The organism is Galbitalea sp. SE-J8, assembly GCF_030345695.1.
Taxonomy (GTDB): Bacteria; Actinomycetota; Actinomycetes; order Actinomycetales; family Microbacteriaceae; genus JAUASV01.
In genome coordinates this window covers 22,807-48,172 of the sequence record NZ_JAUASV010000012.1, presented here as the reverse complement: position 1 = coordinate 48,172, position 25,366 = coordinate 22,807, and the positions used below count along the sequence as shown (strand labels likewise).

21 protein-coding genes are annotated in these 25,366 nt (G+C 71.4%); 10 read left to right on the top strand and 11 right to left on the bottom strand.

What is annotated here, in order from left to right; translation table 11 throughout:
* The first annotated feature begins 80 nt into the window (after window positions 1–80).
* Window positions 81–425, top strand: coding sequence for a PASTA domain-containing protein (locus QT381_RS09370; protein ID WP_289248654.1), 345 nt, complete (start codon window positions 81–83; stop codon window positions 423–425).
* Window positions 426–465: 40 nt separating this feature from the next.
* Here the strand turns inward: QT381_RS09370 and QT381_RS09365 are convergent, their stop codons facing one another.
* From QT381_RS09365 to zapE, 4 genes are all read right to left on the bottom strand, one after another.
* Window positions 466–1,128, bottom strand: a complete 663-nt coding sequence (locus QT381_RS09365) for an ABC transporter ATP-binding protein (protein ID WP_289248653.1) — start codon at window positions 1,126–1,128, stop codon at window positions 466–468.
* Window positions 1,128–3,674 (bottom strand): hypothetical protein, encoded by a 2,547-nt coding sequence (locus tag QT381_RS09360; RefSeq protein ID WP_289248652.1) that lies wholly within the window; start codon window positions 3,672–3,674, stop codon window positions 1,128–1,130. Before QT381_RS09360 ends, QT381_RS09365 begins: the two co-directional genes overlap by 1 nt.
* Before the next feature lie 839 nt (window positions 3,675–4,513).
* Entirely contained in the window at window positions 4,514–5,722 is a 1,209-nt protein-coding gene (locus QT381_RS09355) for an ammonium transporter (RefSeq protein ID WP_289248650.1), read from the bottom strand.
* Between the two features lie 209 nt (window positions 5,723–5,931).
* Window positions 5,932–6,957, bottom strand: coding sequence for a cell division protein ZapE (zapE, locus tag QT381_RS09350; RefSeq protein ID WP_289248649.1), 1,026 nt, complete (start codon window positions 6,955–6,957; stop codon window positions 5,932–5,934).
* Window positions 6,958–7,019: 62 nt separating this feature from the next.
* Between zapE and QT381_RS09345 the strand changes: the two genes are divergently transcribed.
* Window positions 7,020–7,772, top strand: a complete 753-nt coding sequence (locus QT381_RS09345; RefSeq protein WP_289248648.1) for a dihydrofolate reductase family protein — start codon at window positions 7,020–7,022, stop codon at window positions 7,770–7,772.
* Here the strand turns inward: QT381_RS09345 and QT381_RS09340 are convergent.
* A complete protein-coding gene (locus tag QT381_RS09340; protein WP_289248647.1) occupies window positions 7,732–8,961 on the bottom strand; it encodes an alpha/beta hydrolase family protein in 1,230 nt (409 codons plus the stop codon). The genes QT381_RS09345 and QT381_RS09340 overlap by 41 nt on opposite strands.
* Before the next feature lie 91 nt (window positions 8,962–9,052).
* On the opposite strand from QT381_RS09340, the gene QT381_RS09335 reads away from it, so the two are divergent.
* The 6 genes from QT381_RS09335 (at window position 9,053) to gap (ending at window position 16,421) form a co-directional block, all read left to right on the top strand.
* Window positions 9,053–9,646 carry a DUF3000 domain-containing protein gene (locus QT381_RS09335; protein ID WP_289248645.1) on the top strand — a complete coding sequence of 198 codons (594 nt, stop codon included), beginning with the start codon at window positions 9,053–9,055 and terminating at the stop codon, window positions 9,644–9,646.
* A gap of 61 nt (window positions 9,647–9,707) precedes the next feature.
* Window positions 9,708–10,916, top strand: a complete 1,209-nt coding sequence (locus QT381_RS09330; protein WP_502877499.1) for a ribonuclease D — start codon at window positions 9,708–9,710, stop codon at window positions 10,914–10,916.
* A gap of 107 nt (window positions 10,917–11,023) precedes the next feature.
* Entirely contained in the window at window positions 11,024–12,202 is a 1,179-nt protein-coding gene (locus QT381_RS09325) for a thiolase family protein (RefSeq protein WP_289248707.1), read from the top strand.
* Window positions 12,203–14,341: a 3-hydroxyacyl-CoA dehydrogenase NAD-binding domain-containing protein gene (locus tag QT381_RS09320; protein WP_289248644.1), complete on the top strand. Its 2,139-nt coding sequence runs from the start codon at window positions 12,203–12,205 to the stop codon at window positions 14,339–14,341.
* Between the two features lie 30 nt (window positions 14,342–14,371).
* Window positions 14,372–15,328 carry a GlxA family transcriptional regulator gene (locus QT381_RS09315; protein WP_289248643.1) on the top strand — a complete coding sequence of 319 codons (957 nt, stop codon included), beginning with the start codon at window positions 14,372–14,374 and terminating at the stop codon, window positions 15,326–15,328.
* 94 nt (window positions 15,329–15,422) lie between these two features.
* Window positions 15,423–16,421 carry a type I glyceraldehyde-3-phosphate dehydrogenase gene (gap, locus tag QT381_RS09310; RefSeq protein WP_289248642.1) on the top strand — a complete coding sequence of 333 codons (999 nt, stop codon included), beginning with the start codon at window positions 15,423–15,425 and terminating at the stop codon, window positions 16,419–16,421.
* A gap of 21 nt (window positions 16,422–16,442) precedes the next feature.
* On the opposite strand, the gene dxs is transcribed toward gap, so the two are convergent.
* The 5 genes from dxs to dut form a co-directional block, all read right to left on the bottom strand.
* Window positions 16,443–18,383: a 1-deoxy-D-xylulose-5-phosphate synthase gene (gene dxs / locus QT381_RS09305; protein ID WP_289248641.1), complete on the bottom strand. Its 1,941-nt coding sequence runs from the start codon at window positions 18,381–18,383 to the stop codon at window positions 16,443–16,445.
* 41 nt (window positions 18,384–18,424) lie between these two features.
* Window positions 18,425–21,241 (bottom strand): aconitate hydratase AcnA, encoded by a 2,817-nt coding sequence (acnA, locus tag QT381_RS09300; protein WP_289248640.1) that lies wholly within the window; start codon window positions 21,239–21,241, stop codon window positions 18,425–18,427.
* A gap of 163 nt (window positions 21,242–21,404) precedes the next feature.
* Window positions 21,405–22,214 (bottom strand): DUF3159 domain-containing protein, encoded by an 810-nt coding sequence (locus tag QT381_RS09295; protein ID WP_289248639.1) that lies wholly within the window; start codon window positions 22,212–22,214, stop codon window positions 21,405–21,407.
* A complete protein-coding gene (locus QT381_RS09290) occupies window positions 22,211–22,816 on the bottom strand; it encodes a DUF3710 domain-containing protein (RefSeq protein WP_289248638.1) in 606 nt (201 codons plus the stop codon). Before QT381_RS09290 ends, QT381_RS09295 begins: the two co-directional genes overlap by 4 nt.
* Window positions 22,813–23,292, bottom strand: coding sequence for a dUTP diphosphatase (gene dut, locus QT381_RS09285; protein ID WP_289248637.1), 480 nt, complete (start codon window positions 23,290–23,292; stop codon window positions 22,813–22,815). The genes QT381_RS09290 and dut overlap by 4 nt, the downstream gene beginning before the upstream one ends.
* Window positions 23,293–23,324: 32 nt before the next feature.
* Here dut and QT381_RS09280 point away from each other — a divergent pair, with 32 nt between their 5' ends.
* Window positions 23,325–23,789, top strand: a complete 465-nt coding sequence (locus QT381_RS09280; protein WP_289248636.1) for a DUF3093 domain-containing protein — start codon at window positions 23,325–23,327, stop codon at window positions 23,787–23,789.
* 61 nt (window positions 23,790–23,850) lie between these two features.
* Here QT381_RS09280 and QT381_RS09275 read toward each other — a convergent pair whose 3' ends face one another.
* Entirely contained in the window at window positions 23,851–24,144 is a 294-nt protein-coding gene (locus QT381_RS09275; protein WP_289248635.1) for a DUF4193 domain-containing protein, read from the bottom strand.
* A gap of 205 nt (window positions 24,145–24,349) precedes the next feature.
* Between QT381_RS09275 and sepH the strand changes: the two genes are divergently transcribed.
* Window positions 24,350–25,360: a septation protein SepH gene (gene sepH, locus QT381_RS09270; protein WP_289248634.1), complete on the top strand. Its 1,011-nt coding sequence runs from the start codon at window positions 24,350–24,352 to the stop codon at window positions 25,358–25,360.
* Window positions 25,361–25,366: the final 6 nt, after the last annotated feature.

Genomic DNA, 25,366 nt, shown 5'->3' with positions numbered 1-25,366 from the left:
GGAGTCCACTCCAACGCAAGTCGCCCGTCGCGCGCCCCCGTCGCGCGCCCTCGTCGCGCTCGCGACCTAGAATCGACGACATGGTCGATTCCGGTGCACGACGAGTCGTGACGGTGCCCGACGTCGTCGGGCTGCCCTTCCATGTCGGGCGGGATGTGGCGGCCGATGCCGGCGTCGCGCTCGCGAGCACCGACCCGGACGGGCCGCCCATCGGCTCGCTGGCGTGGCCCGGCCTGTTCTCGATCGTGAGCCAGCACCCGGCGCCGGGCGCCCAGGTCCGCGAGTGGGACTCGGTCGCGATCGAGGTCGTCGCGCACGGGGACGCGGGAGACCGCGAACAGCGGGAACCGCATCCGTCACCGCCCGCGGACGCCGCCCGGGCGACCCCCGAACGACCGCAGCACCTCGATCTGACCGACGACTGACCGCGTGCTCGTTACGCCGACCTCCCTACCCCGGCGCGCATCAGGCGAGCGTGTCGAGGTCGACGACGGTGTGTGCGGCATCGAGCACTTCCTGATCGTGCGTCGCGACGAGCACGCCACGATCACGGCTCGCAGTCGCGGCGAGCAGTGCGACGACGCTCGCGGCATTGTGCCGGTCGAGGCTCGCCGTCGGCTCATCGACCAGGAGCAGCTCCGGCTCGGCGAACAGCGCGCGTGCGAACGCCACCCGCTGCGCCTCGCCGCCGGAAAGCCCATCGACGAGGCGGTCCAGGTGCCGGTCGAGACCCACGAGACGAAGCGTGTCCCGGGCGCGATCCGCTTCAGCTCGGGTCGGCCTCCGCCGCAACACGGGCAGCACGACGTTCGCAGTGGCGGAGATCCCCCTGATCATTCCGCCGTCTTGAAGCACCACGCCGTAGTTCGACGCGCGCAGGCGGGTGCGGTCGTCATCCGTCATCGTGTAGAGATCGGTCCCCTTCCACGACACGGATCCGGACGACGGAGCCCTCATCCCCATGGCGATGCGCAACGCTGTCGACTTGCCCGAGCCTGACCGGCCCTTCAGCGCGACGATCTCCCCGGCGTGGACGGTGAACGTGAGCGGCGGGAACAGATCGTTGCCGTCGTATCGCGCGATGATGCCCTGGAACGCGAGCAGCGCGGTCGGAGCATTCTGACTCATCACGACTCTCTGACTCTGCGCGCGGCGGCGGACGCCGCGAGCCACAGCACGGTGGCCGACCCGAGAATCGCCACGGCGAACAGTGCGACCTGCCAACTCGCGAAGGTGAATGTCAGTGTCACTGCCCAGCCGACCAACAGGGCGATGACCAGCGCGGGAACGGTCAGCCACAGCGACACCCGAACCTCCAGTGCGGCAACGTCTCGCCACAACCATCCGGCGGCGCGCAGATACCCCGCATCCCGGGTCCGCCCCCTCACGCCGTGGCGCCACAACAGTGTGGTGAACACAATGGCCTCCGCCAGCACAACCATGAGCAGTGCGAACTGCGCCCCGGACAGAGCACCCCCCAGGGCTCCGGCCAACAGGGTCGGACCGGCCGCGACCGAACGCGCCCCGAACAGTGCCACCCCGATTCCGAACGACCCGATGCCAAGAGCGAGGAGACACACGGTCGCCAGGGCCGCCCCGCGGCTACGGCATGCGATCGCCCCCGCCGCCAGCATCCGGCCGTGGGCGAGGAACGGTGAGCGCGACGTCGCTGCGATCCGCGGCTCGCGCAGACCGAGCCAGGCGCCGACCATCGCCGTCGCGCCCGTCGCGAGTGCCAGCAGCGTAGCGATGCTACCGGTGAGCACGGAGCGACCGACGAGTCCCGCGGTCAGAAGCGACGCCACGGCCGCACCAGCGGAGAACAGAACGGGGAGCCGGGCCAGGCGCCACCAGACCCGTCGGCGTGTCCACCCGAACGCGCGAAGCACCCCTGCCTCCGTCCGCGTCAGATCGCCCTCGAGCTGAAACGCGGCGAACGCGCCGAGCGCGACGATTGCCGCGCCCATGCCGACCAGGGCGAGCGTGAGAGAGCTGAACGTGTTCGCGACCCGGGTCGATGCGCCCATCGTCGTCCAGCGCTGGGTCACCGTTCCCAGCTTGACGACGTCTCCGGCCGAGTCGACGTACGCGGGCACGTCGAGGGTGACCGGCTGCGGGCTGGAGCCGATCACGACGTCGGCGGAGAAACCCAGCCGCTCGATCTGCGTGGCGACCTCCTCGACCGAGCGGATGGCGTTGCCATCGATCGTGGTGATGCCGCGCACCCTGATCCTGATCGCGTCGATCGGCGCCTCGCCACGCAGCAGCTCGGCGTCTCTGATGTCCGCGATCGCGGACGGCGGGCGGGAGACCAGCCCCGCGGGATTGAACGTCGGGCGCAGCACGGCGCCGCGTGGCGCGATCGGACTGTTGTCGACGATCAGGTCGGGCACATCGTAGATGCCGAGGCTCACCCGCCCCTCGTCCGGAGAGTCGGGCACGAGCTGCGCCGAATCGAAGTCGGCGATCGGCTCGAACGCCGCCGGATGCGCCGACGCCACCGCCGCCACTGCGCGGTACTGCTCCTCCTGACTCGCGACCGGCACGGAGTCCAACGGTGCCCCGAGGTGGATGGCCGGACCGGTTGCGGGTGTCTCGCCGAGCGGACTGATGGTGAACTCGGCTGCGTCCGCCGACGTTCCGCTGGACGGCACGTAGCGAGGTCTGCTGGCGAGCAGGTACTGCGAACTCGAGAACACCGTGCCTCCGCCGTCGACGTCTTCCTGCGGACCACCGCCGAGTTCGGCGATGAATCCGGGCGAGCCGATCGGGTTCCGGTCGAACGGCAGATCGACGTCGGTGCTCGCTTCGACCTTGCCGGTGTCAGGAATCGTCCGCAGCGAAGCCGTTCCGTCCACGTACGGAACAGCCGCGGCGCCCCGGTAGATCACATCGGCGGAGACGTGGAACGTCGACCGCGCAGCATCCGTCGCGGTGGCCACCACGGGCACCACCGCATCGGTGAAGCCCTTGAGCGGCACGGCGGGAGGATGGATCCCGGCCGGGTCGAGGCGACCGGCTTTCACCTGGGCCGCGATCGCGTCGTTCAGCGTCGCGATCGAGAACGCGGACATGGTCTGGTCCCTCACGCGCCCGAGTGAGCCGAGCGCGCGCACCGAATGCCCGACGAGCGCCTGTTCGGCAACGGGATCCACCGCCACGATGGTGCCGCTCGTCGGCGGGAACGGCTTGCCGTACACGCGCCAGCCGTCGTCTGCGTCTCCGTCGGAGAAGCTGATGACACCCGACGAGCCGATCCGCTGGCCGCCGCCCGGGCCGGGGATCGCGAGCGCGAAACTCTCGGACGCGATCGGCGTGGACTGCACGCCATCGTCCACCGACTGGGTCAGTGTGACGCGCACAACCTCGGGAGCGCTGTTGGCGGGCAGGTCCACGGCAGGAGTCACCGACGACGGCGTCACCTGGCCGATCACGGAAATCGGTGCGGCAACGTCAACGCCGGAGAGAGCACGGATGCGAGCAAGGTCACCAAGCGAGATGCCCCCGCGTCCGCTGAATTGGAGGTAATTCGGCTCGATCAGGCCACTCGTCGGAGAATCCGGTGTCGCGCCGGAATCGTGCGGAAGCACGAGAATGTCGTACGCACCGCGAGCCCTGTTCGTGATGTCGGACGTGAGCTGCACCTGTGCCGTCGTGCCGAGCAGCGCAATCACGATCGAGGCGACACCGCCAAGAACCGCAGCCAGGGTGCTCGGTCGCGGCACTCTAATCCGCACGCCTGCGACTCAGCACGGGTTGGAGTGGACGATCTTCGTCGAAGACGTCGCGGCCGCGACGAGAACGCCGCTACTTACCACATCAAGCTCCTGAGTGAACGTGTGGGTCGAAGGACATGAATCGAATCCATAGTCAAAGGATGACGTCGTGGGGTGAACCCGTGCTCGTGCTCGCGTTAGGGAAGAATGTTGGGGTTCCTCCCGACCAAGACACGGTGTAGTGAGCCAGACCGGCGTAGGTGGTGCTCTGAGTGTTCGGACTGATCGTTGCACCAGCCGCGATCGCCGGAGCCGCAACTCCGACGGCAGGAATGAGTGCTGAGCCGCCGGCGAATAACATACTTGATGCTGATTTACGCATTTTTACCCTCGATCTGACGAAAAAAGAGCATGTTATCTCGAGTAACTGCGACCGCACAGCAAACACGCCACGATCGCAGTTAAGGTTCCAATGAGGTAAGTATACCCGCGGGAGTCTGGCCCGCAACGGCGAGGCGGGGGCCCCTCGCGAGAATCCTGACACGGAGACCACGGACCGGGGATCACTCCCATTCGCCGCGCCCAGCTGCCGCGTCCGCCACTGGCGGGGAAACCGCACCAGCGGGCGGCGAAAGCGGAGTGTGGCGGGAGCGACCTCTCGAGCCGCACTTCGGCTACGCCATCCGCTGCCACACACGCCCCCCTCCGAACGGCCGGAGCGTGTCCATCGGACCGAGGAACGACGAGGGGGCGCCATCCCGCAGGATGACGCCCCCTCGTGACGGGTGAATCCGTGCTCACTCGGTGGCGAGCACGTAGCCCTCCTCGCCGTGGACGGCCTGGTCGACACCAGCGACCTCGTCCTCGTTCTTCACACGGAAGCCGATCGTCTTCTCGATCACGAAGCCGATGATGAAGGCGATCACGAACGAGTAGATGAGCACGCCGATCGCGGCGATCGCCTGCATGAGCAGCTGCATGCCGCCACCGCCGTAGACGAGGCCGGTGTCGATCGCGAAGAAGCCCAGGTAGAGCGTGCCGACGATGCCGCCGACCATGTGGATGCCCACCACGTCGAGCGAGTCGTCGAAGCCGAGCTTGTACTTGAGCTCGATCGCCAGGGCGCAGATCGCACCGGCGAGGATGCCGAGCACGAGCGCCCAGCCCGGGGTCAGGTTGGCACAGGACGGCGTGATCGCGACGAGACCCGCGACGGCACCCGATCCGGCACCGACCGAGGTGGCCTTGCCGTCCTTGAGCTTCTCGACGATGAGCCAGCCGAGAATGGCCGCCGCCGTGGCGCCGAGGGTGTTGACCGCGATGAGGCCCGCGTTCGCGAGGTCGTTGCTGAACTCCGCACCGACGTTGAAGCCGAACCAGCCGAACCACAGCACCGAGGCGCCGAGGAGCACGAGCGGAACGTTGTGCGGGCGGCTCATGCCCTTCGCGAAGCCGACGCGCTTGCCGAGGACGAGAGCGAGCGCGAGAGCGGCGGCACCGGCGTTGATGTGCACCGCGGTTCCACCGGCGTAGTCGATGACCGTGTAGTCGAGTCCGAACGTGTCACCGAGGCTGAGGATCCAGCCGCCGCCCCACACCCAGGCCGCGACGGGGAAGTAGACGAAGGTCGCCCACAGTCCCGCGAAGATGAGCCACGAGCCGAACTTCGCGCGGTCCGCGATCGCACCCGAGATCAGCGCCACGGTGATGATCGCGAAGGTCGCGCCGAAGAGCGCGCCGACGAGCGTCTCGTTGTCCGCCGAGCCGAGGCCGAAGTCGGAGAACGGGTTGCCCGAGAACGCCCACGGGCTGTCGACCGACGACATGTTGTAGCCGTAGAGAATCCACAGCACCGAGATGAGACCGAGTGCGCCGAAGCTCATCATCATCATGCTGACGACGCTCTTGGCCTTGACCAGACCGCCGTAGAAGAACGCGACACCCGGCGTCATGAAGACGACAAGCGCCGACGCCGTGATCGCCCAGGCGAGTTCGCCAGTATCCACAGTGTTACCTCTCGTAGTTTCCGCAAAGGACGCACTCCGGCTCCGCGCGCCATCACGCGCTCCCCCCGGGTACGGGCTCAGTCTGGCGAGGGGCTGTTTCGTGGGCGCGCGGTAGATGTTTCGCGGAGGTTACGCCGCTCGCGCGCAGGTAAACATCGTGTTTCCTGTCGCTCCCGATCCGCTCGGAGATGGCGAGCGGATGCGGCGGCTCAGAGACCGGCGCCGGTCGTCAGCGCGATGAGGCGCGACATCGCGCGCAGGTACTTCTTGCGGTAGCCCCCGGCCAGCATGTCGGCGGCGAACACCTCGTCGAGCGGGATGCCGCTCGAGACCACCGGGATCTGCGCGTCGTAGAGGCGATCGACGAACGCCACGAGACGAAGCGCGTCGGTCTGATTCGCGAGCTCGTGCACGCCGGTGAGCACGACGGTGTCGATGCCGGCGACGAGCTTCACGTACTTCGAGGGGTGCACGCGCGCGAGGTGCGCGAGCAGCGCGTCGAAGTCGTCGACGGTCACGGTGCCTGTGAGGCGCGCGGCGATCGCGTCGATCGCCGCGGCATCCGTCGTCTGCGCGTGGCCCTCGATGTCGCGACGCCGGTAGTCCAGCCCGTCGATGCGCATGATCGAGAACTGGCCGGCGAGCTGGTCGATCTCGCGCAGGAAGTCCTGTGCCGCGAACCGTCCCTCGCCCAGCGCATTCGGCGGGGTGTTCGACGTGGCCGCGATGCGAGTGCCCGAGGCGACGAGCTCCCGCAGCAGGCGCGACATGAGTCGCGTGTCGCCCGGGTCGTCGAGCTCGAACTCGTCGATGCAGATGAGCGCTGCGCCGGTGAGCGCCGCGAGGGCGCCGGCGTAGCCGAGCGCGCCGACGAGCGCCGTGTACTCGATGAAGGTGCCGAAGTACTTCCGGCGCCCGCCGGTCGCGTGCCACAGCGCCGCGAGCAGGTGGGTCTTGCCGACGCCGAAGCCGCCGTCGAGGTAGATGCCCGGCTTCGCATCCGGCTGTCGGCGGCGCGAGAAGAAGCCGCCCGGCCGGCTGCCGGCCGCGAACGCGCGCATCGCCTCGAGTGCCTCGCCCTGGGAGGGGTGGTCGGGGTCGGGCCGGTAGCTGTCGAGCGTCGCGTCGGCGAACTGGCGCGGCGGCACGAGCTGCTCGACCATCTCCGCGCCGCTGAGCTGCGGGTCGATGTCGACGAGGTGCGAGCGGGCGGATGCGGCGGTCGACTCGGTCACGATCCTCCACCGTAGTGTCCGCCGCGCTTCGCTCCCGACCGCTCGGCACGGGAGGATGGTGCGTGCTCATCACCCGCGTGTTCCCCGGTGCGCCGGAGGTCATCGACGTCGACGCCGATCGTGCCGCCGCCCGGGCGCGGCTGCTCGACCTGTACCGGCCAGCCGCGCTGTCGATCGTGCGCACGAACCTCATCACGAGCGTCACGGGCGAGGCCGCGGGCGGCGACGGCACGTCGCACACGCTGAGCAACCCCGTCGACCGGATGATCCTCGGCGTCATCCGCGAGCTCGCCGACCTCGTGCTCGTCGGCGCGGCGACGGTGCGCGCCGAGGGCTACCTCATGCCCCGGCGAGCTCCGCTCGCGGTCGTCACGGCATCCGGCGATCTCACCGGCCACGCGTTCGCGGCCGACACCGCGCCCGGACGGCTCGTCGTGGTCTGTCCCCCGGATGCCGAGGCGCGCGTCCGCGCGCAGCTCGCGCCGATCGAACCGCGGATCGTGGTGCTCGACGCGACCGCCGGGCGGATCGACCCGGTAGCGCTCGTCACCGCGCTGCGCGTTCGCGGGTTCGAGTCGATCGTGTGCGAGGGCGGTCCCGCACTCGCCCGCCGGCTGCTCGCCGCGGGCGTCGTCGACGAGCTGTGCCTGACGACGAGCCCGCGCCTCGGCGGTCGGCCCCCGTCCCTCGCCGCCGACGACGGCCTCGACCTCGCAGCGACCCTCGAGCAGCTGCTCGTCGACGACGGCGGCGCGGTCTACTCGCGCTGGACGCTCACCGGGCCCGGTGCCGAAGCGCCCGGAGCCAGCGTGTGATGTCCCGCGTCCAGCGCTCGGGATCGTAGTTCCACAGCTTCACGTGCCGGGCGCGCTCGTAGCGCTCGAACGTCACGATGTCGGGGCGGGCGCGGGCGAGCGCGATCGACGGCCCGGCCGGCACGTAGCCGTCGTCGACGCTGTGCATCAGCAGCACCGGCACGTCGAGCGCCGCGGACCGGCGCACGAAGTCGAGCCGGGCGAAGTCGATCGGCTCGGCGAGGCCCGTCAGCCGCCCCGCCCACGGCTCCCCCATCAGGCGGATCGCGCCGCGCCGGATCGGTGCCGGCACGCGCTCGAGCCGGCCCTGGAAGTCGAGCACGTCGACCCAGTCGACGACGGGCGAGTCGAGGATGAGGCCGCGCACCCGCTCGGCGAGCGGCGAGCGCGTCGCGGCCTGCAGCACCGTGGCGCCGCCCATCGAGAACCCGAACAGCACGAGGTCGGTGGCGCCGTGATCGACCGCGTAGCGCATCGCGGCGTGCACGTCCTGCCACTCGGCGTCGCCGAGCGCGTAGCGGCCGTCGGGGCTCACCGGCGCATCCCCGTCGTTGCGATACGACACGACGAGCGCGTGCGCCCCCGTCTCGTGCACGGCGGGCACGGCGCGCAGCGTCTCCTCGCGCGACACGGCGCGCCCGTGCACCGCGATCACCCACCAGCCGGACTCGGCCTCCGCCGGGAACCACCACGCCGGGGCCGGCCCGAGCGGCGTGTCGATGTCCACGCGGCCGACCGGCAGGCCCAGGTCGTCCGGCGCCGTGTAGTACCAGCCCGAGATCCGGGCGCGCGTGCCGGGCACGAGCGCTCCGCGGTCCACGCGCAGCACCGCGCGCTCGACGACGGCGCCGCCCAGCTCGTCGGCCGGCCCGTCGCCCCGCTCGATGACATCGCCGATGCGGGCGTGCCCGCGCCCGCGGTCGAAGAACAGGCTGTACCGCCCCGGGAGCACCGACTCCGGCGTGGCCGAGATGGTGACGCTGTGCTCGCCCACCGCGAGCACCGTGACGTCCTCGTCCCGGTCGACGGGCGGCGTCACGATGCGCCTGGCCATGATCGTCGCGACGGCGGCGGATGCGGCGGCGGCGACCACCGCGAGCGCGCCGCCGGCGATGATCGCGACGGTCAGCGCGGCGGGGAGCGCGCGGGGGGCGGGGGCCGATCCGCGCGCCCCGCCCGTGCTCCGCATCCGTCTCTCCCGCTGTTCGCCGACGATCCGCCGATCCACAGTTCCGGCGTGCCTCGTATCGCACCCTAGCGCCAGAGATTAACGTTCGAGTGTGCCCGAGACGAGTTCAGGATCACTGCCGATCCCCTTCGCGGCCGCCGTCGCGGCCGTGCGTGCCGCGCCCGCGCGCGCCGAGCTCGTGATCACCGAGATCCCCGCACCGCAGGGGCTCGCGCCCTACTCGTTCGCCCTCGCGGCCGACGTGCACCCCACGCGGCACGCGAGCGACTCCGAGCTCGGCGTCGGCCGGTTCGTGCTGCTGCACGACCCGGCCTCGCCGCCGGCGTGGGGCGGCGACTTCCGCATCGTGTGCTTCGCCCAGGCGCCGCTCGAGCCGGAGATCGCCGTCGACCCGTTCCTCGCCGACGTCGCGTGGTCGTGGCTCATCGACGCGCTCGACTCGCGCGGCGCGCAGTACGTCGCCGCATCCGGCACCGCGACGAAGACCATCTCGACCGGATTCGGCGAGCTCGCGGAGCAGGGTGACGGCGCGCAGATCGAGATCAGGGCATCCTGGACTCCCGTGTCCACCGATTTCGTCGCCCACATCGACGGCTGGGGCGAGCTGCTCTGCATGCTCGCCGGCCTGCCGCCCACCTCCGACGGCGTCAGCCTGCTCTCGGCACACCGGGCAGCGCGTGACTGATCCCGCCTCGACCCCCGTCCCGGACGCCACGACGGATGCCGTCCCGGACGCCGCCCCGCGGGTGCAGGAGCCGCACGCCCACGTCGACGTCATCGCCGATCGCGAGGGGTTCCTCCGCGCGGTGGAGGTCATCGCCGCCGGAAACGGCCCGGTCGCGATCGACGCCGAGCGCGCCTCGGGCTACCGCTACTCGCAGCGGGCGTACCTCATCCAGGTGTTCCGCCGCGACGCCGGCGTCTTCCTGTTCGACCCGCCCGCGATCGGCGACCTGAGCGCGCTCGACACCGCGATCGGCGACGAGGAGTGGATCCTGCACGCCGCGAGCCAGGACCTCACCTGCCTGCGCGAGGTCGGCATCGACCCGCAGCGCCTGTTCGACACGGAGCTCGCGGCGCGCCTCGCGGGGCTCCCCCGGGTCGGCCTCGGCACGGTCGTCGAGGAGCTGCTCGGCATCCACCTCGCGAAGGAGCACTCGGCGGCCGACTGGTCGACCCGGCCGCTGCCGCAGTCCTGGCTCGTCTACGCCGCGCTCGACGTCGAGCTGCTCGTCGACCTGCGCGACGCCCTCGCGCAGCGGCTCGAGGAGACCGGCAAGGCGGAGCTCGCGGCGCAGGAGTTCAACGCCGTGCTGCTGCGCGACCTCGTCGTGCACCGCGCCGAGCCCTGGCGCCGGATGAACGGCCTGCACACGGTGCGCGGCGCCCGCAACCTCGCGATCGCGCGCGAGCTCTGGCTCGCGCGCGACGAGTACGCGCGCGAGGTCGACACCGCGCCCGGCCGGCTCGTGCCCGACGCGTCCCTCGTCGCGGTCGCCCGCCTCGCGCCCGCGACGAAGCGGGAGCTCGCCGCGCTCAAGGAGTTCACCGGGCGGGCCAGTCGCTCGCAGATCGAGCGCTGGTTCGCGGCGCTGGAGCGCGGACGCGCCACGACCGACCTGCCGGCGCTGCGGGCGCCGGGCGAGGCGGTGCCCGCTCCCCGGCTCTGGGCGGACAAGAACCCGGAGGCCGACCGTCGCCTCAAGGCCGTCCGGCCGGCGATCGCCGAGGCCGCCGAGCGCCTCGGCCTGCCCGCCGAGAACCTGCTCACCCCCGACCTGCTGCGCCGCCTCGCGTGGGCTCCGCCCGCGCCGCTCGACGCGGCATCCGTCGACGCCGCGCTCGGCGCGCTCGGCGCCCGTCCCTGGCAGCGCGCGGAGGCGGTTCCGATCATCGTCCGGACGTTTGTCGAGGCCGACCAAGCCCCGACCGAGGCCGGCGAAAGTGCTTCGTAGGAACACGCAGGCGATGCCGGGCGCCCAGGCTCGGCTGCCTAGGCTCACGGTGTCATAACGAAAGTGGAGGCATCGTGGCCCATTCACCATCGGCCCGTCCCGAGGTCGTGTTCGTCGACGGCATGCGTACGCCGTTCGGCCGAGCCGGCGAGAAGGGCATGTACTGGCAGACCCGCGCCGACGACCTCGTCGTCAAGGCGATGATCGGCGTGCTCGAGCGCAACCCGTCGATCCCGCGCGACCGGTTCGACGACGTCGCGATCGCGGCGACGACGCAGCAGGGCGACCAGGGGCTCACCATCGGACGCACGGCGGCGATCCTCGCGGGGCTGCCGAAGTCGGTGCCCGGCTACGCGCTCGACCGGATGTGCGCGGGCGCCATGACGACGGTCACGACGATCGCCGGCGCGATCGCGTTCGGCGCCTACGACATCGGGATCGCGGGCGGCGTCGAGCACATGGGCCGCCATCCGATGGGCTTCGGGGCGGACCCGAACCCGCGCTTCCTCGCGGAGCGGCTCGTGAGCGCCGAGGCGCTCAACATGGGCAACACGGCCGAGCGCATCCACGACCGGTTCCCGGCGCTCACCAAAGCGCGCGCCGACCGCTACGCGATGGCCAGTCAGCACAAGGCCGCCGCGGCCTACGAGGCGGGCAAGATCCAGCCCGACCTCGTGCCCGTCGCGATCAAGAGCGAGAACGGATGGGGGCTCGCGACGCGCGACGAGGCGTTGCGTCCCGAGACCACGCTCGAGGGCCTCGCCGGTCTCAAGACGCCGTTCCGCCCGCACGGCCGGGTGACCGCCGGCAACTCCTCGGGCCTCAACGACGGCGCGACCGCGAGCATCATCGCGAGCGCGGACGCGGCCCGCGAGTTCGGCCTCGCACCGAAGATGCGGCTCGTGAGCTTCGCCTTCGCCGGCGTCGAGCCGGAGATCATGGGCATCGGACCGGTGCCGTCGACCGAGAAGGCGCTGCGCAAGGCCGGTCTCACGATCGACGACATCGGCCTGTTCGAGCTCAACGAGGCGTTCGCCGTGCAGGTGCTGTCGCTGCTCGACCACTTCGGCATCGCCGACGACGACCCGCGCGTCAACCCGTGGGGCGGCGCGATCGCCTTCGGGCATCCGCTGGCGTCCTCGGGCGTGCGCCTCATGATCCAGCTCGCGCGGCAGTTCGAGGAGCACCCCGAGGTGCGCTACGGCCTCACGGCGATGTGCGTGGGCCTCGGGCAGGGCGGCAGCGTCATCTGGGAGAACCCCCTCTTCGACGGAGAGAAGAAGTAAGTGGCCTACGAATTCCAGTACTCCGATTTCGACGAGCTGCTCGCCTTCTCGGCCGACGAGGTCGTCACGCACTCCTTCGTGCGCGACGTGCCGATCTCGAACGGTCGCACGCTCGCCCTCATCACGCTCGACAACGGACGCGACCACACGCGCCCGAACACGCTCGGCCCGGTGACGCTCGTCGAGTTCGCCCGCGCCCTCGACGCGCAGCGCGAGCGCGCCGGCCGCGGCGAGATCGCGGGCGTCGCGGTGACGGGCAAGCCGTTCATCCTCGCCGCCGGGGCCGACCTCTCGAAGGTCGGAGAGGTGCCCAGCAAGGACGTCGCCCGCAAGCTCGCGCAGCTCGGCCACTGGACCTACGACAAGCTCTCCACGCTCGGCGTGCCGTCGTTCGTGTTCACGAACGGCCTCGCGCTCGGCGGCGGCGTCGAGATCGGCCTGAACGCCGACTACCGCACGATCGACAGCTCGGCGGCGGCGATCGCCCTGCCCGAGGTGTTCCTCGGCATCATCCCGGGCTGGGGCGGCGCGTGGCTGTTGCCGAACCTCATCGGCATCGAGAACGCGCTCAGGGTCGTGCTCGAGAACCCGCTCAAGAACAATCGCACGCTGACGGCGCAGGAGGCGTACGACCTCGGCATGGCCGACGCGATCTTCGGCCCGGCGAACTTCCTCGAGGACTCGATCGCCTGGGCCGACGGCGTGCTCAGCGGCAGCATCCGGGTCGAGCGCAGGAACGCGCCCGGCCGGATCGAGCGCACCGCCAAGTGGCCGATCGCGATCAAGATCGCGTCCGACACCGTCGAGAGCCGGCTCGGGCACGTCGCGAAGTCGCCGTGGAAGGCGCTCGAGCTGCTCAAGTCGGCAGCGAAGACCGACAAGCACGACGGCTTCCGCGCGGAGGACGAGGCGCTCGCCGAGCTCATCGCCGGCGACCAGTTCGCCGCGAGCATCTACGCGTTCGACCTCGTGCAGAAGCGCGCCCGCCGGCCCGCGGGAGCACCGGATGCCGCGCTCGCCAAGAAGATCACGAAGGTCGGCGTCGTCGGCGCCGGGCTCATGGCGAGCCAGTTCGCGCTGCTGTTCGTCCGGCGGCTGCAGGTGCCCGTGCTCATCAGCGACCTCGACCAGGAGCGCGTCGACAAGGGCATCGCCTACATCCGGGGCGAGCTCGAGACCCTGCGCAGCAAGGGGCGGATCAGCCCGGACGAGCTCAACCGGCTCTCGGCGCTCGTGACCGGCACCGTCGACCGCGCCGACTACGCCGACTGCGACTGGGTCATCGAGGCCGTCTTCGAGGAGCTCGGCGTCAAGCAGGACGTCTTCGCCGACATCGAGCGCTACGTCGCCGAGGACGCCGTGCTCGCGACGAACACGTCGAGCCTGTCGGTCGACGCGATCGGCGCGAAGCTCGCGCATCCGGAGCGCCTCGTCGGCTTCCACTTCTTCAACCCGGTCGCGGTCATGCCGCTCGTCGAGGTCGTCAGGGCTACGAAGACCGACGACGTGACGCTCGCAACGGCGCTGGCGGTCGCGAAGAACCTGAAGAAGAACGCCGTCATCACGAGGGACACGCCCGGTTTCGTCGTCAACCGCGTGCTCGCGAAGGTGCTCGGCGAGGCGATGCACGCCGTCGACACGGGCACCGACTTCGCCGTGGTCGACGAGTCGATCGCGCCGTTCGGGCTGCCGATGACCGCGTTCGAGCTGCTCGAGCTCGTCGGCCTGAAGGTCGGCGCCCACGTGCTCGACACGCACCACGCGGCCTTCCCCGACCGGTTCTTCGAGAGCCCGAACCTGCACCGGCTCGCCGAGCTCGGCCACATCTTCGAGCGGGACGGCAAGGGCAGGATCACGGGCGTCGACAAGCGGGCGCGCGCGATCGTGGCGGGCGGCACGACGCCGATGACCGCCGAGCAGCTGCGCGTGCGGTTCGAGGACGGGCTCGCCGACGAGGTGAAGCGGATGCTCGACGACGGCGTCGTTCAGGCTGCCGAGGACATCGACCTGTGCCTCATCCTCGGCGCGGGCTACCCGTTCCAGATGGGCGGCCTGACGCCCTACCTCGACCGGGTCGGCGCCTCGCAGCGGGCGTTCGGCGACACGTTCCACCACCCGCCGATCGCGGGCGTTGCGTAGCGTCGCGGGCCGCTGGATAGCATCGGGCGCGTGACGGAGGAGCGGCTGCGCCGGGTCGCGGTGCTCGTGCTCGACGGCGCGAAGCCGCTCGACGTCGGCATCCCCGCGCAGGTGTTCTCGACGCGCGCGAGCATGCCGTACGAGGTGCGCGTCTGCGGACCGGCGCCCGGGCTCGTCACGGGCGGCGACGGGCTCTCGTACCACGTCGCCGGCGGGCTCGACGCGCTCGCGTGGGCCGACATCGTGTTCATCCCGGGCTACCGCCACCCCGACCGCGACGACCCGCCGGCCGCGGTGATCGCGGCGCTGCGGGCGGCATCCGCCCGGGGCGCGCGGCTCGCCGCGATCTCGACGGGCGCGTTCGCGCTCGCGGCCACCGGCCTGCTGGACGGCCGCCGGGCGACCACGCACTGGCACTACACGCGCGCGCTCGCGGCGCGGCATCCGCTCGTCGAGGTCGACGAGAACGTGCTCTTCGTCGACGAGGGGCCGGTGCTCACCTCGGCGGGCGCCGCCTCCGGCATCGACCTGTGCCTGCACGTGCTGCGCGGCGACCTCGGGGTCGCCGCCGCCACGCACGCCGCGCGGCGTCTGGTCGCCGCGCCGTACCGCAGCGGCGGCCAGGCGCAGTATGTGCCGCGCAGCGTGCCCGAGCCGCTCGGCGAGCGGTTCGCCGTGACGCGCGCGTGGGCGCTCGAGCACCTCGACGACCCGCTGAGCCTCGAGGAGCTCGCCCGGCACGCGGCCGTCTCGCCGCGCACGTTCTCGCGCCGGTTCCACGACGAGACCGGCTACACGCCCATGCAGTGGGTGCTGCGCGCGCGGGTCGACGTCGCCCGTGAGCTGCTCGAGCTCTCCGAGCGCTCGGTCGAGCAGATCGCCGCGGAGGTCGGCCTCGGCACCGGGGCGAACCTGCGGCAGCACTTCCGGCGGGTGCTCGGCACGACGCCGAGCGAGTACCGGCGCACGTTCACTCGCGGCGAGTGACGGCTGGCGAGATCCTTGCGGATGCTGTCCCGGCGGCCCCTGGGCGGCAACCGGCGCGAGCGCGACGCTGGTGGTCGATCGAAAGGAGATCACCATGACCCGCATCGCCATCAACGGATTCGGCCGCATCGGACGCAACACCCTCCGCGCGCTGCTCGCCCGGGACAGCGACCTCGAGGTCGTCGCCGTCAACGACCTCACCGAGCCGGCGGCCCTCGCCCGCCTGCTCGCGTTCGACAGCACGGCCGGGCGCCTCGGGCGGCCGGTGAGCGTCGAGGGCGACGTGCTCGTGGTCGACGGGCGGCGCATCCGCGTGCTCGCCGAGCGCGAGCCGGCCGATCTGCCCTGGGCCGGGCTCGGCGTCGACCTCGTGCTCGAGTCCACCGGACGATTCACGTCCGCCTCCGCGGCCCGGGCGCACCTGGAGGCCGGCGCCTCCCGCGTGCTCGTGAGCGCGCCGTCGGACGGCGCCGACGTCACCCTCGCGTACGGCGTCAACACCGACGCCTACGACCCGGCGCGGCACCGCATCGTCTCGAACGCGTCGTGCACCACGAACGCGCTCGCGCCGCTCGCCGCCGTGCTCGACGAGTTCGCGGGGATCGAGCACGGCTTCATGACGACCGTGCACGCCTACACGCAGGAGCAGAACCTGCAGGACGGCCCGCACCGGGATGCCCGGCGTGCGCGCGCGGCGGCGGTCAACATCGTGCCGACCACGACGGGCGCCGCGAAGGCGATCGGCCTCGTGCTCCCCCGCCTCGACGGGCGGCTCTCCGGTGACTCGATCCGCGTGCCCGTGCCCGTCGGATCCCTCGTCGAGCTCAACACCGTGGTCGCGCGCGACGTCACGCGCGACGGGGTGATCGCCGCGTACGCGACGGCCGCCGCCGGACGGTACGCGGGCATCCTGGAGTTCTCGGACGACGCGCTCGTGTCATCCGACATCACCGGCGATCCCGCGTCGTCGATCTTCGACGCCCAGCTCACGCGCGTCGACGGCCGCAACGTCAAGGTCGTCGCCTGGTACGACAACGAGTGGGGCTTCTCGAACCGCGTCGTCGACACGCTCGAGCTGCTCGCCCGCTCCTGAGCCCGGCGCGCGCGGGCGGGGCTACTCCGACCGCGCGCGCTCGGACGCCGGCACGTCATCCGGCAGCGGACGCGCGACCGGGATCTTGCTGCCGAGCACCTGGGACACGACGTCCTGGGCGATGCGCTGCGCGGTGAGCCCGACGCTCTCGAGGATCTGACCGCGCGTGGCGTGCGGCAGGAACTCGTCGGGCAGGCCGAGCTCCGTGACGGCCGTGTCGACGCCCGCGTCGCGCAGGTCCTGGCGGATGCGCGTGCCGATGCCGCCGACGCGCACGCCGTCCTCGATGGTCACGACGAGGCGGTGGTCGGCCGCGAGCCGCACGACGCCGGCCGGAACGGGCACGACCCAGCGCGGGTCGACGACCGTCGCGCCGATGCCCTGCGCGGCGAGCCGCTGCGCGACGTCGAGGGCCAGGTCGCACATCGGTCCCACGGCGACGAGCAGCACGTCCCGGTGGGCCGCCTCGCGCAGCACGTCGACGCCGTCATCCGTCCGCCGCTCGGCCTCGTGCTCCGAGCCGACCGAGCCCTTCGAGAACCGCAGCGCCGTCGGGCCGTCCTCGACCGTGACCGCCTCGGCGAGCTCCTCGCGCAGCCGGGTCGCGTCGCGCGGGGCGGCGATGCGGATGTTCGGCACGATCTGCAGCAGCGCGAGGTCCCACATCCCGTGGTGGCTCGGACCGTCGGGGCCCGTGACGCCCGCCCGGTCGAGCACGAGGGTGACGCCCGCGCGGTGCAGCGCGACATCCATGAGCACCTGGTCGAACGCGCGGTTCACGAACGTCGCGTACAGCGCGACCACGGGATGGAGCCCGCCGAACGCGAGGCCGGCGGCGGATGCCACGGCGTGCTGCTCCGCGATGCCGACGTCGAGCACGCGGTCGGGGTACCGCTCGGCGAGCCGGTGCAGCCCGGTCGGGCGCAGCATCGCGGCCGTGATGCCCACGAGACGCGGGTTGCGCTCGGCGAGGGCGAGGATCTCGTCGGCGAACACGCTCGTCCACGACGGACGGCTCGCCGTCTCGAGCGGCTCCCCGGTCTCCGGGTCGATCTGCCCGACCGCGTGGAACTGGTCGGCGACGTCGGCGAGAGCGGGCTCGTAGCCGTGGCCCTTCTCGGTGATCGCGTGCACGATCACCGGCGCGCCGTAGTCGCGCGCCTGGCGCAGGGCGTGCTCGAGGGCCTCGAGATCGTGGCCGTGCACGGGGCCGATGTACTTGATGTCGAGGTTCGAGTAGAGCGCCTCGTTGTTCGTGAACCGGGAGAGGAAGCCGTGCGTGCCGCCGCGCACGCCACGGTAGAACGCGCGCCCCGGAGCGCCGAACAGGCCGAAGAACCGCTCGCTCTTCACCCGCAGGTCGCGATAGCTGCGCCGGGTGCGGATGTCGCTGAGGAAGTGCGCCATGCCGCCGATCGTCGGCGCGTAGGAGCGTCCGTTGTCGTTCACGATGATGACGAGGTTGCGCGAGTTGTCATCCGTGATGTTGTTGAGCGCCTCCCACGTCATCCCGCCGGTGAGCGCGCCGTCGCCGACGACCGCGACGACGTGCCGGTCGGCCTGGCCGGTCATCGTGAAGGCCCGCGAGATGCCGTCCGCCCACGACAGCGAGCTCGAGGCGTGCGAGGACTCGACGATGTCGTGCTCGCTCTCGTCGCGCTGCGGGTAGCCCGCGAGCCCCCCGCGCTGCCGCAGCGCGGAGAAGTCCTGCCGGCCGGTGAGCAGCTTGTGCACGTAGGACTGATGGCCGGTGTCGAACACGATCGCGTCGCGTGGCGAGTCGAACACGCGGTGCATCGCGATCGTGAGCTCGACGACGCCGAGGTTCGGTCCGAGGTGCCCGCCGGTCTTGGATACCTCCGTGACGAGGAACCGGCGGATCTCGGCGGCGAGCTCGTCGAGCTCCCGCGTGGAGAGCCCGTCGAGGTCGCGCGGGCCGGTGATCCCCTCGAGCAGGCTCATTCTTCGAGCCTACGTGCTCGCCCCGTCGCTCTCGACGTTATTCAGACCAGGGAGCGGAGCACGTACTGCAGGATGCCGCCGTTGCGGTAGTAGTCGGCCTCACCGGGGGTGTCGATGCGCACCACCGCGTCGAACTCGACCGTCTGCTTGCCCGCGGGCGAGTGCGCCGTCGGCTCTGCCGTGACGTGCACCGTCTTCGGCGTCGTGCCGCCGTTCAGCGCCTCGATGCCCGAGATGCTGAACTCCTCGGTGCCGTCGAGCCCGAGGCTGTCGGCCGACTCGCCGGCCGGGAACTGCAGCGGGATGACGCCCATGCCGATCAGGTTGGAACGGTGGATGCGCTCGAAGCTCTCCGTGATCACGGCCTTCACGCCGAGGAGGCTCGTGCCCTTCGCGGCCCAGTCCCGGCTCGAGCCGGAGCCGTACTCCTTGCCGCCGAGCACGACGAGCGGCACGCCGTTCGCCTGGTAGTGCGTCGAGGCGTCGTAGATGAACGTCTGCTCGCCGGCCTCGGTGGTGAAGTCGCGGGTGTACGAGCCCTCCACCCCGTCGAGCAGCTGGTTGCGCAGCCGGATGTTGCCGAACGTGCCGCGGATCATCACCTCGTGGTTGCCGCGCCGCGAGCCGTAGGAGTTGAAGTCCTTGCGCTCGATGCCGTGCTCGGTGAGGTAGCGGCCCGCCGGGGTGTCGGCCTTGATCGAGCCCGCGGGGCTGATGTGGTCGGTCGTTACCGAGTCGCCGAGCTTCGCGAGCACGCGGGCGCCGACGATGTCGGTGACGGGGCTCGTGTCGAGCGTCATGCCGTCGAAGTACGGCGGCTTGCGCACGTACGTCGACTCGCTCGCCCACTCGAAGGTCGAGCCCTCGGGCGTGGGCAGGGTGCGCCAGCGCTCGTCGCCGTCGAAGACCGACGAGTACTGCTTGTCGAACATGCCGGTGTCGATCGACGCGTCGATGGTGCGCTGCACCTCGGCGGAGTCGGGCCAGATGTCCTTGAGGTACACGTCCTTGCCGTCGAGATCGGTGCCGAGCGCGTCCGCCTCGAAGTCGAAGTTCATCGAGCCGGCGAGCGCGTACGCGATGACGAGCGGGGGCGACGCGAGGTAGTTCATCTTCACGTCGGGGTTGATGCGTCCCTCGAAGTTGCGGTTGCCGGAGAGCACCGCGGTCACCGCGAGGTCGTTCTGGTTGACGGCCGTGGAGATCTCGTCGAGCAGCGGACCGGAGTTGCCGATGCACGTCGTGCACCCGTAGCCGACGGTGTAGAAGCCGAGCGCCTCGAGGTCGGCGGTGAGGCCGGCCTTCTCGTAGTAGTCGGTGACGACCTTCGAGCCGGGCGCGAGCGTGGTCTTGACCCACGGCTTCGCGGTGAGGCCCTTCTTCGCGGCGTTGCGCGCGAGCAGGCCGGCCGCGAGCATGACGCTCGGGTTCGACGTGTTCGTGCACGACGTGATCGCGGCGATCGCGACCGCACCGTGGTCGAGGGTGAACTCCGTGCCGTCGCCGAGCGCCACCCGGGTCGGCTTGGTGGCGGTCGCCGGGGCGTGGCTGGTGTGCGTGTGCGAGGTCTCGTGCGCGCGGTCCTCGTCCTGGGCGGTGAAGCCCACCGGGTCGGATGCCGGGAACGTGCCCTCGACCGCGTCGTCGACGAAGGAGTGGCTGACATCCGCGTAGTTGGCGAGGTCCGCCTCGAACTGCGACTTCGCCGCGCTCAGCTCGATGCGGTCCTGCGGGCGCTTCGGACCGGCGATCGACGGCACGACCGTCGCGAGGTCGAGCTCCAGGTACTCGCTGTAGGTCGGCTCGGCGGATGCGTCGTGCCAGAGCGACTGCGCCTTCGCGTACGCCTCGACGAGCGCCACCTGCTCCTCGCTGCGGCCGGTGAGCCGCAGGTAGTCGATCGTGACCTCGTCGATCGGGAAGATCGCCGCGGTCGAGCCGAACTCGGGGCTCATGTTGCCGATCGTGGCCCGGTTCGCGAGCGGAACCTCCGTCACGCCCTCGCCGTAGAACTCGACGAACTTGCCGACGACCCCGTGCCGGCGCAGCATCTGGGTGATGGTGAGCACGACATCCGTCGCCGTCACGCCCGTGGGGATCGCGCCGCTGAGCCGGAAGCCGACGACCTTGGGGATGAGCATCGACACGGGCTGGCCGAGCATGGCCGCCTCGGCCTCGATGCCGCCGACGCCCCAGCCGAGCACGCCGAGGCCGTTGACCATGGTCGTGTGCGAGTCGGTGCCGACGCACGTGTCGGGGTAGGCGCGCAGCACCCCGTCCACGGTGCGCGGATAGATCACCTTCGCGAGGTGCTCGATGTTCACCTGGTGCACGATGCCGGTGCCCGGGGGCACGACCTTGAAGTCGTCGAACGCGGTCTGGCCCCAGCGCAGGAACTGGTAGCGCTCGCCGTTGCGCTCGTACTCGAGCTCGACGTTGCGCTCGAGGGCGTTCTCCGTGCCGAACAGGTCGGCGATCACCGAGTGGTCGATGACCATCTCGGCCGGCGAGAGCGGGTTGATCTTCTCGGGGTCGCCGCCCAGGTCGGCCATCGCCTCGCGCATCGTCGCGAGGTCGACGATGCACGGCACGCCGGTGAAGTCCTGCATGACGACGCGCGCGGGGGTGAACTGGATCTCGGTGTCGGGCTCGGCCTCGGGCACCCAGGCGCCGAGCGCCTCGATCTGCGCCTTCGTGACGTTCGCGCCGTCCTCGGTGCGCAGCAGGTTCTCGAGCAGCACCTTGAGGCTGAACGGCAGCTTCTCGTAGCCGGGCACCGTGTCGATGCGGAAGATCTCGTAGTCGGTTGACCCGACCGTGAGCGTGTCCTTCGCGCCGAAGCTGTTCACTGCAGACATGATCGGTCTCCTTCGCTGAACGGGCTCGCTCGACTCGCTCGCGCCACCTGGCACTCATCCTCGCGCGGGCCGGAACCGGGCGGCTAGCAAGGCAAGCCTAAGCCCGGAGCCGCCCGGGAGCGGCGGGCTCAGCAGCCATCATATATCTTGACGTCAAGATATCTCAGGATGCCTGCGGCGGCTCGGCCGTGTCGCCCGCCGCGCGGTCGGCCGGCGCGAACGCGGGGCTCACGAACAGCCAGGTCAGCCACAGCACGAGCGCGTAGAACGGCACCCCGAGCACGAGCTTCGCGGCGGCGAGCCACGGCGTGAACGCCGCCGAGTCACCGAGCGACGCGAGGTACAGCGGCAGCTCGACGACGAGGCGCAGCGCGAACAGTCCGACCCAGAACCAGGTGCCGATCGTCAGCACGCGGCACTTCGCCGGCACGGCCCGCCAGCCGGTGAGGTCGCCGCTCAGCGCGCCCACGACGAGGCCGACGAGCGGCCAGCGCGCAACGAGCGTGACGAGGAGCACGACGAGCGAGACGACGTTGATGACGATGCCCGGCACGAAGCTGTCCTGGGCGCGGCCCGTGATGAGCGCGAGCACCGCGGTCACCGCGGCGACCAGGACCCCGGTGAGCGCCGGGCGCACGGCCTCGCGCGCGATCCCGCGGATCACAAGGAAGACGATGCAGAGCACGAGCGGAACGCCGACCGAGACGGCCACGACGACCGGCTGGTCGAGCCCGAGCACGATGTTCGTGATCGCGAACGCGATCAGGAACGCGAGGCCCGGGAGCACCGACTCCACGACGCCCCGCACGCCGCCGACGACGCGCAGCAGCTCGGCTCCGCTCGGCAGCTCGCCCGGGGCGAGACGCGAGAGCGCCGATCCGCGCAGCGCCGTCGTGAACAGCTCGGCGAAGCCCGGCTGCGCGGCGCCGTCCTCGGGCGCGCCGGGCGCCGGGCGGTCCTCGCGCTCGCTCATACCCGGCCGGGCTCGGCGGCCGCCGGCATGTGCAGCGGGATGAGGTCGCGCGGCGGCATCGGCGAGGAGCCGCGCACGACCACGATGCTGCGGAACAGGTCCTCGACGGGCGCGGCGGCCTCCGGCTTGATGGCCGCCTCGCCCGAGATCACGCCGCGCAGGAACCAGCGCGGGCCGTCGACGCCGATGAAGCGCGCGAGCCGCGCCGAACCAGGCGCGTCACCCGCCGCGCTCGGGATGCGCGCGAGCACCTCGGGGCCGAACGGGCCGTCGACGACGCGGGTCTCGCCGCCCTGCTTGCCGATCTGGTCGACGATCTGCTCGCGGATCTCGTGCCACAGGCCGCTCGAGCGCGGCGCCGCGAACGGCTGCACCTGCAGGCTCGACCCGGCATAGTCGAGCCCGACCGCGACGACACGCTTCGTGCCCTCCTCGACCTCGAGGCGCAACTGCAGGTCGGGACGCGGCAGGATCTTCACCCCGCCGAGGTCGACGTAGGGGCGGACCGGGTTCGCCTCGCTCTCGTCGAGCGGGCCGTTCTCGGCGCGGTCCTCGGGCGCCGACTTCGCATCGTCGGGCAGCTGAACGCTGTCGTCGCTCACGCGTCTCCTCCACTGGTCGTCGCGGCCGTCTCGGCCGCGGTCGTCGTGTACCCCGTCGAGCCGAAACCGCCCGACCCCCGGTGGCTGCCGGGCAGCGTGTCGACCGGGATGAACCGCGCGCGGGCGACGGGCATGATCACGAGCTGTGCGATCCGGTCGCCGATCGCGACAGGATACGCGTCGCGGGCATCCGTGTTCAGCAGCGTGACGCGCACCTCGCCGCGATAGCCGGCATCCACCGTGCCCGGGCTGTTGACGACCGTGATGCCGTGTCTCGCCGCGAGGCCGCTGCGCGGCACGACGAACGCGACGTAGCCGTCCGGCAGCGCGATCGACACGCCCGTGCCCACCGTCGCGCGCTCCCCCGGATCCAGCACGACGGCCTCCGCCGCGGTGAGGTCCGCGCCCGCGTCGCCGGGGTGCGCGTAGGCCGGCACGGAGGTCGCACGGATGAGCACCTCGACGTCATTCGGCACGCATCGAGGCTAGTGCACGGCACCATGGAGTCATGCCGACCCCGCACGAACCCCCGCTGTACTCCGAACGGCTGTGGCCCGCCCCGTGGCTCTACCTCGCCACGGCGCTCGTCATCCCCGCGAGCCTGCTCGTGTTCCTGCCGATCTCGCCCGTGGTCGGCGCGGTCGTCGCGGTCGTGCTCTACGCCGGATGCGTTCTCGCCCTGATCGCGGCGGCGACCGCCGTCGACGTGGACGCCGCCGGCCTCACGGTGGGACGCGCGCGACTGCCGCTCGACGCCGTCGGCGCCGCGAGCGCGCACCGCGGCTCGGCGAGCGCCGAGCGCGGCCCCTCGCTCGACGCGCGCGCCTGGCTGCACCTGCGCGGCTGGGTCGCTCCCGTCGTCAAGGTCGAGAACACGGATGCGACCGACCCGGCGCCGTACTGGCTGTTCTCGTCCCGGCACCCCGAGGCCGTCGTCGCGGCCCTCGAGACGGCGAAGGCGGGGCGTCCCTAGGGACGCCCTGCCTTCGAAGCCGTCGACACAGCGCGCGCTGTGCGTGCCGTCGGCCGCGCGGTCACGCCGCGCATTCGAGGCAGATCGGCCCCAGCTTCTCCAGGTGGTCGATCTGCGAGCGGTGCTTCACGAGGAAGCAGCTCACGCAGGTGAACTCGTCGGCCTGCGGCGGAAGCACCACGACATCGAGGTCGAGGTCGGAGAGGTCGCCCCCCGCGAGCTCGAAACTGCCCGGGTTGTCGGCGTCATCCACATCGATCGACGAGGACGCCTTGTCGGGAACGCGCTCCTTCAGCGCCTCGATCGACTCGCTGTCGTCGTCGGTCTTCCGAGGGGCGTCGTAGTCGGTCGCCATACCCATCCATCTCTTAGTTCGCACACGTCAACCGAAATCGGCGCGCACAGTCTGCATCATCCGTCTGGCATCCGCAAACCGATTCCGACGGTGTTCGCGGAGCGCCCGATTCAACCCGCGGCGCGCCCGCGGTATTCCCCGGATCGGGGCCCGAAGCGTGCGATCCTGTCGCGTATTCATAGGCCCGCGGGAGGAACGGTTCGCCATGCAGGATCTGCAGTTCAGCGGCATCGAGGACGGTGCGCTCGTGCTCATCGCCGACGACGGATCGCGCTACCGCGTGGTGGTCGACGAGGAGCTCAAGGCGACCGTGCGGCTCGCCATGCCGGACCGCTCCGCCGAGCGCCGGCTCAGCCCGCGCGAGATCCAGGTGCTCGTGCGCTCCGGCCACTCCGCGGCGCAGATCGCCGAGGAGCGCGGCGTCGCGCTCGACTACGTGCAGCGCTTCGAGGGCCCCGTCCTCGCCGAGCGCGAGTACGTGACGGATGCGGCGCGCGCCGTGCCCGTGCGCACCGCGCTCGACGCCGACCCCGAGGCCTCGACCTTCGGCGACATCATCGGCTCGCGCCTCGAGACGGTCGGCGCGGTCGACGAGTCGTGGACGAGCTGGAAGGAGGAGAGCGGCTGGGTGGTCGTGCTCACCTTCGTCGTGGGCGAGGTCGAGCACGACGCGCGCTGGCAGTTCGATCCCAAGCGCGGCGCCCTCTCCCCCGCGAACGCCGAGGCCATCCGGCTCTCCCAGCAGGAGCAGTCGCCGGAGGGCATCATCCCCCGGCTGCGGGTCGTGGGGCAGGCGCGTCCGACCGACACGAGCCGGTTCGACAGCGGCGCGTTCCTCGTCGACGATCCCGCGTTCGCGGCCGAGCAGGAGACGGATGCCGGCTCCCCCGAGCCGGCGGACGCCGAGGCCGACGACGACCGCGCCCACACCGCCGACCTGCTCGAGGCGCTGCGCCGCCGCCGCGGCGAGCGGGAGCCCGCCGTCTACGCCGAGGCGGACGAGCCGGCGAGCACGCCCGCACCCGCCGGCATCCGTCTCGTCGACGTGCCGATGGACGACTACTTCGCCGACGACCCGATCCCGTCGCGCGAGCCCGCGGAACCCGCGCCGCCCGCACCGACGGCGACCGTGCGACCGGCGCGCAAGGGCCGGGCGTCGATGCCGAGCTGGGACGACATCGTGTTCGGCACCCGGCCGGACGACGACCTGGTCTGACCCGTA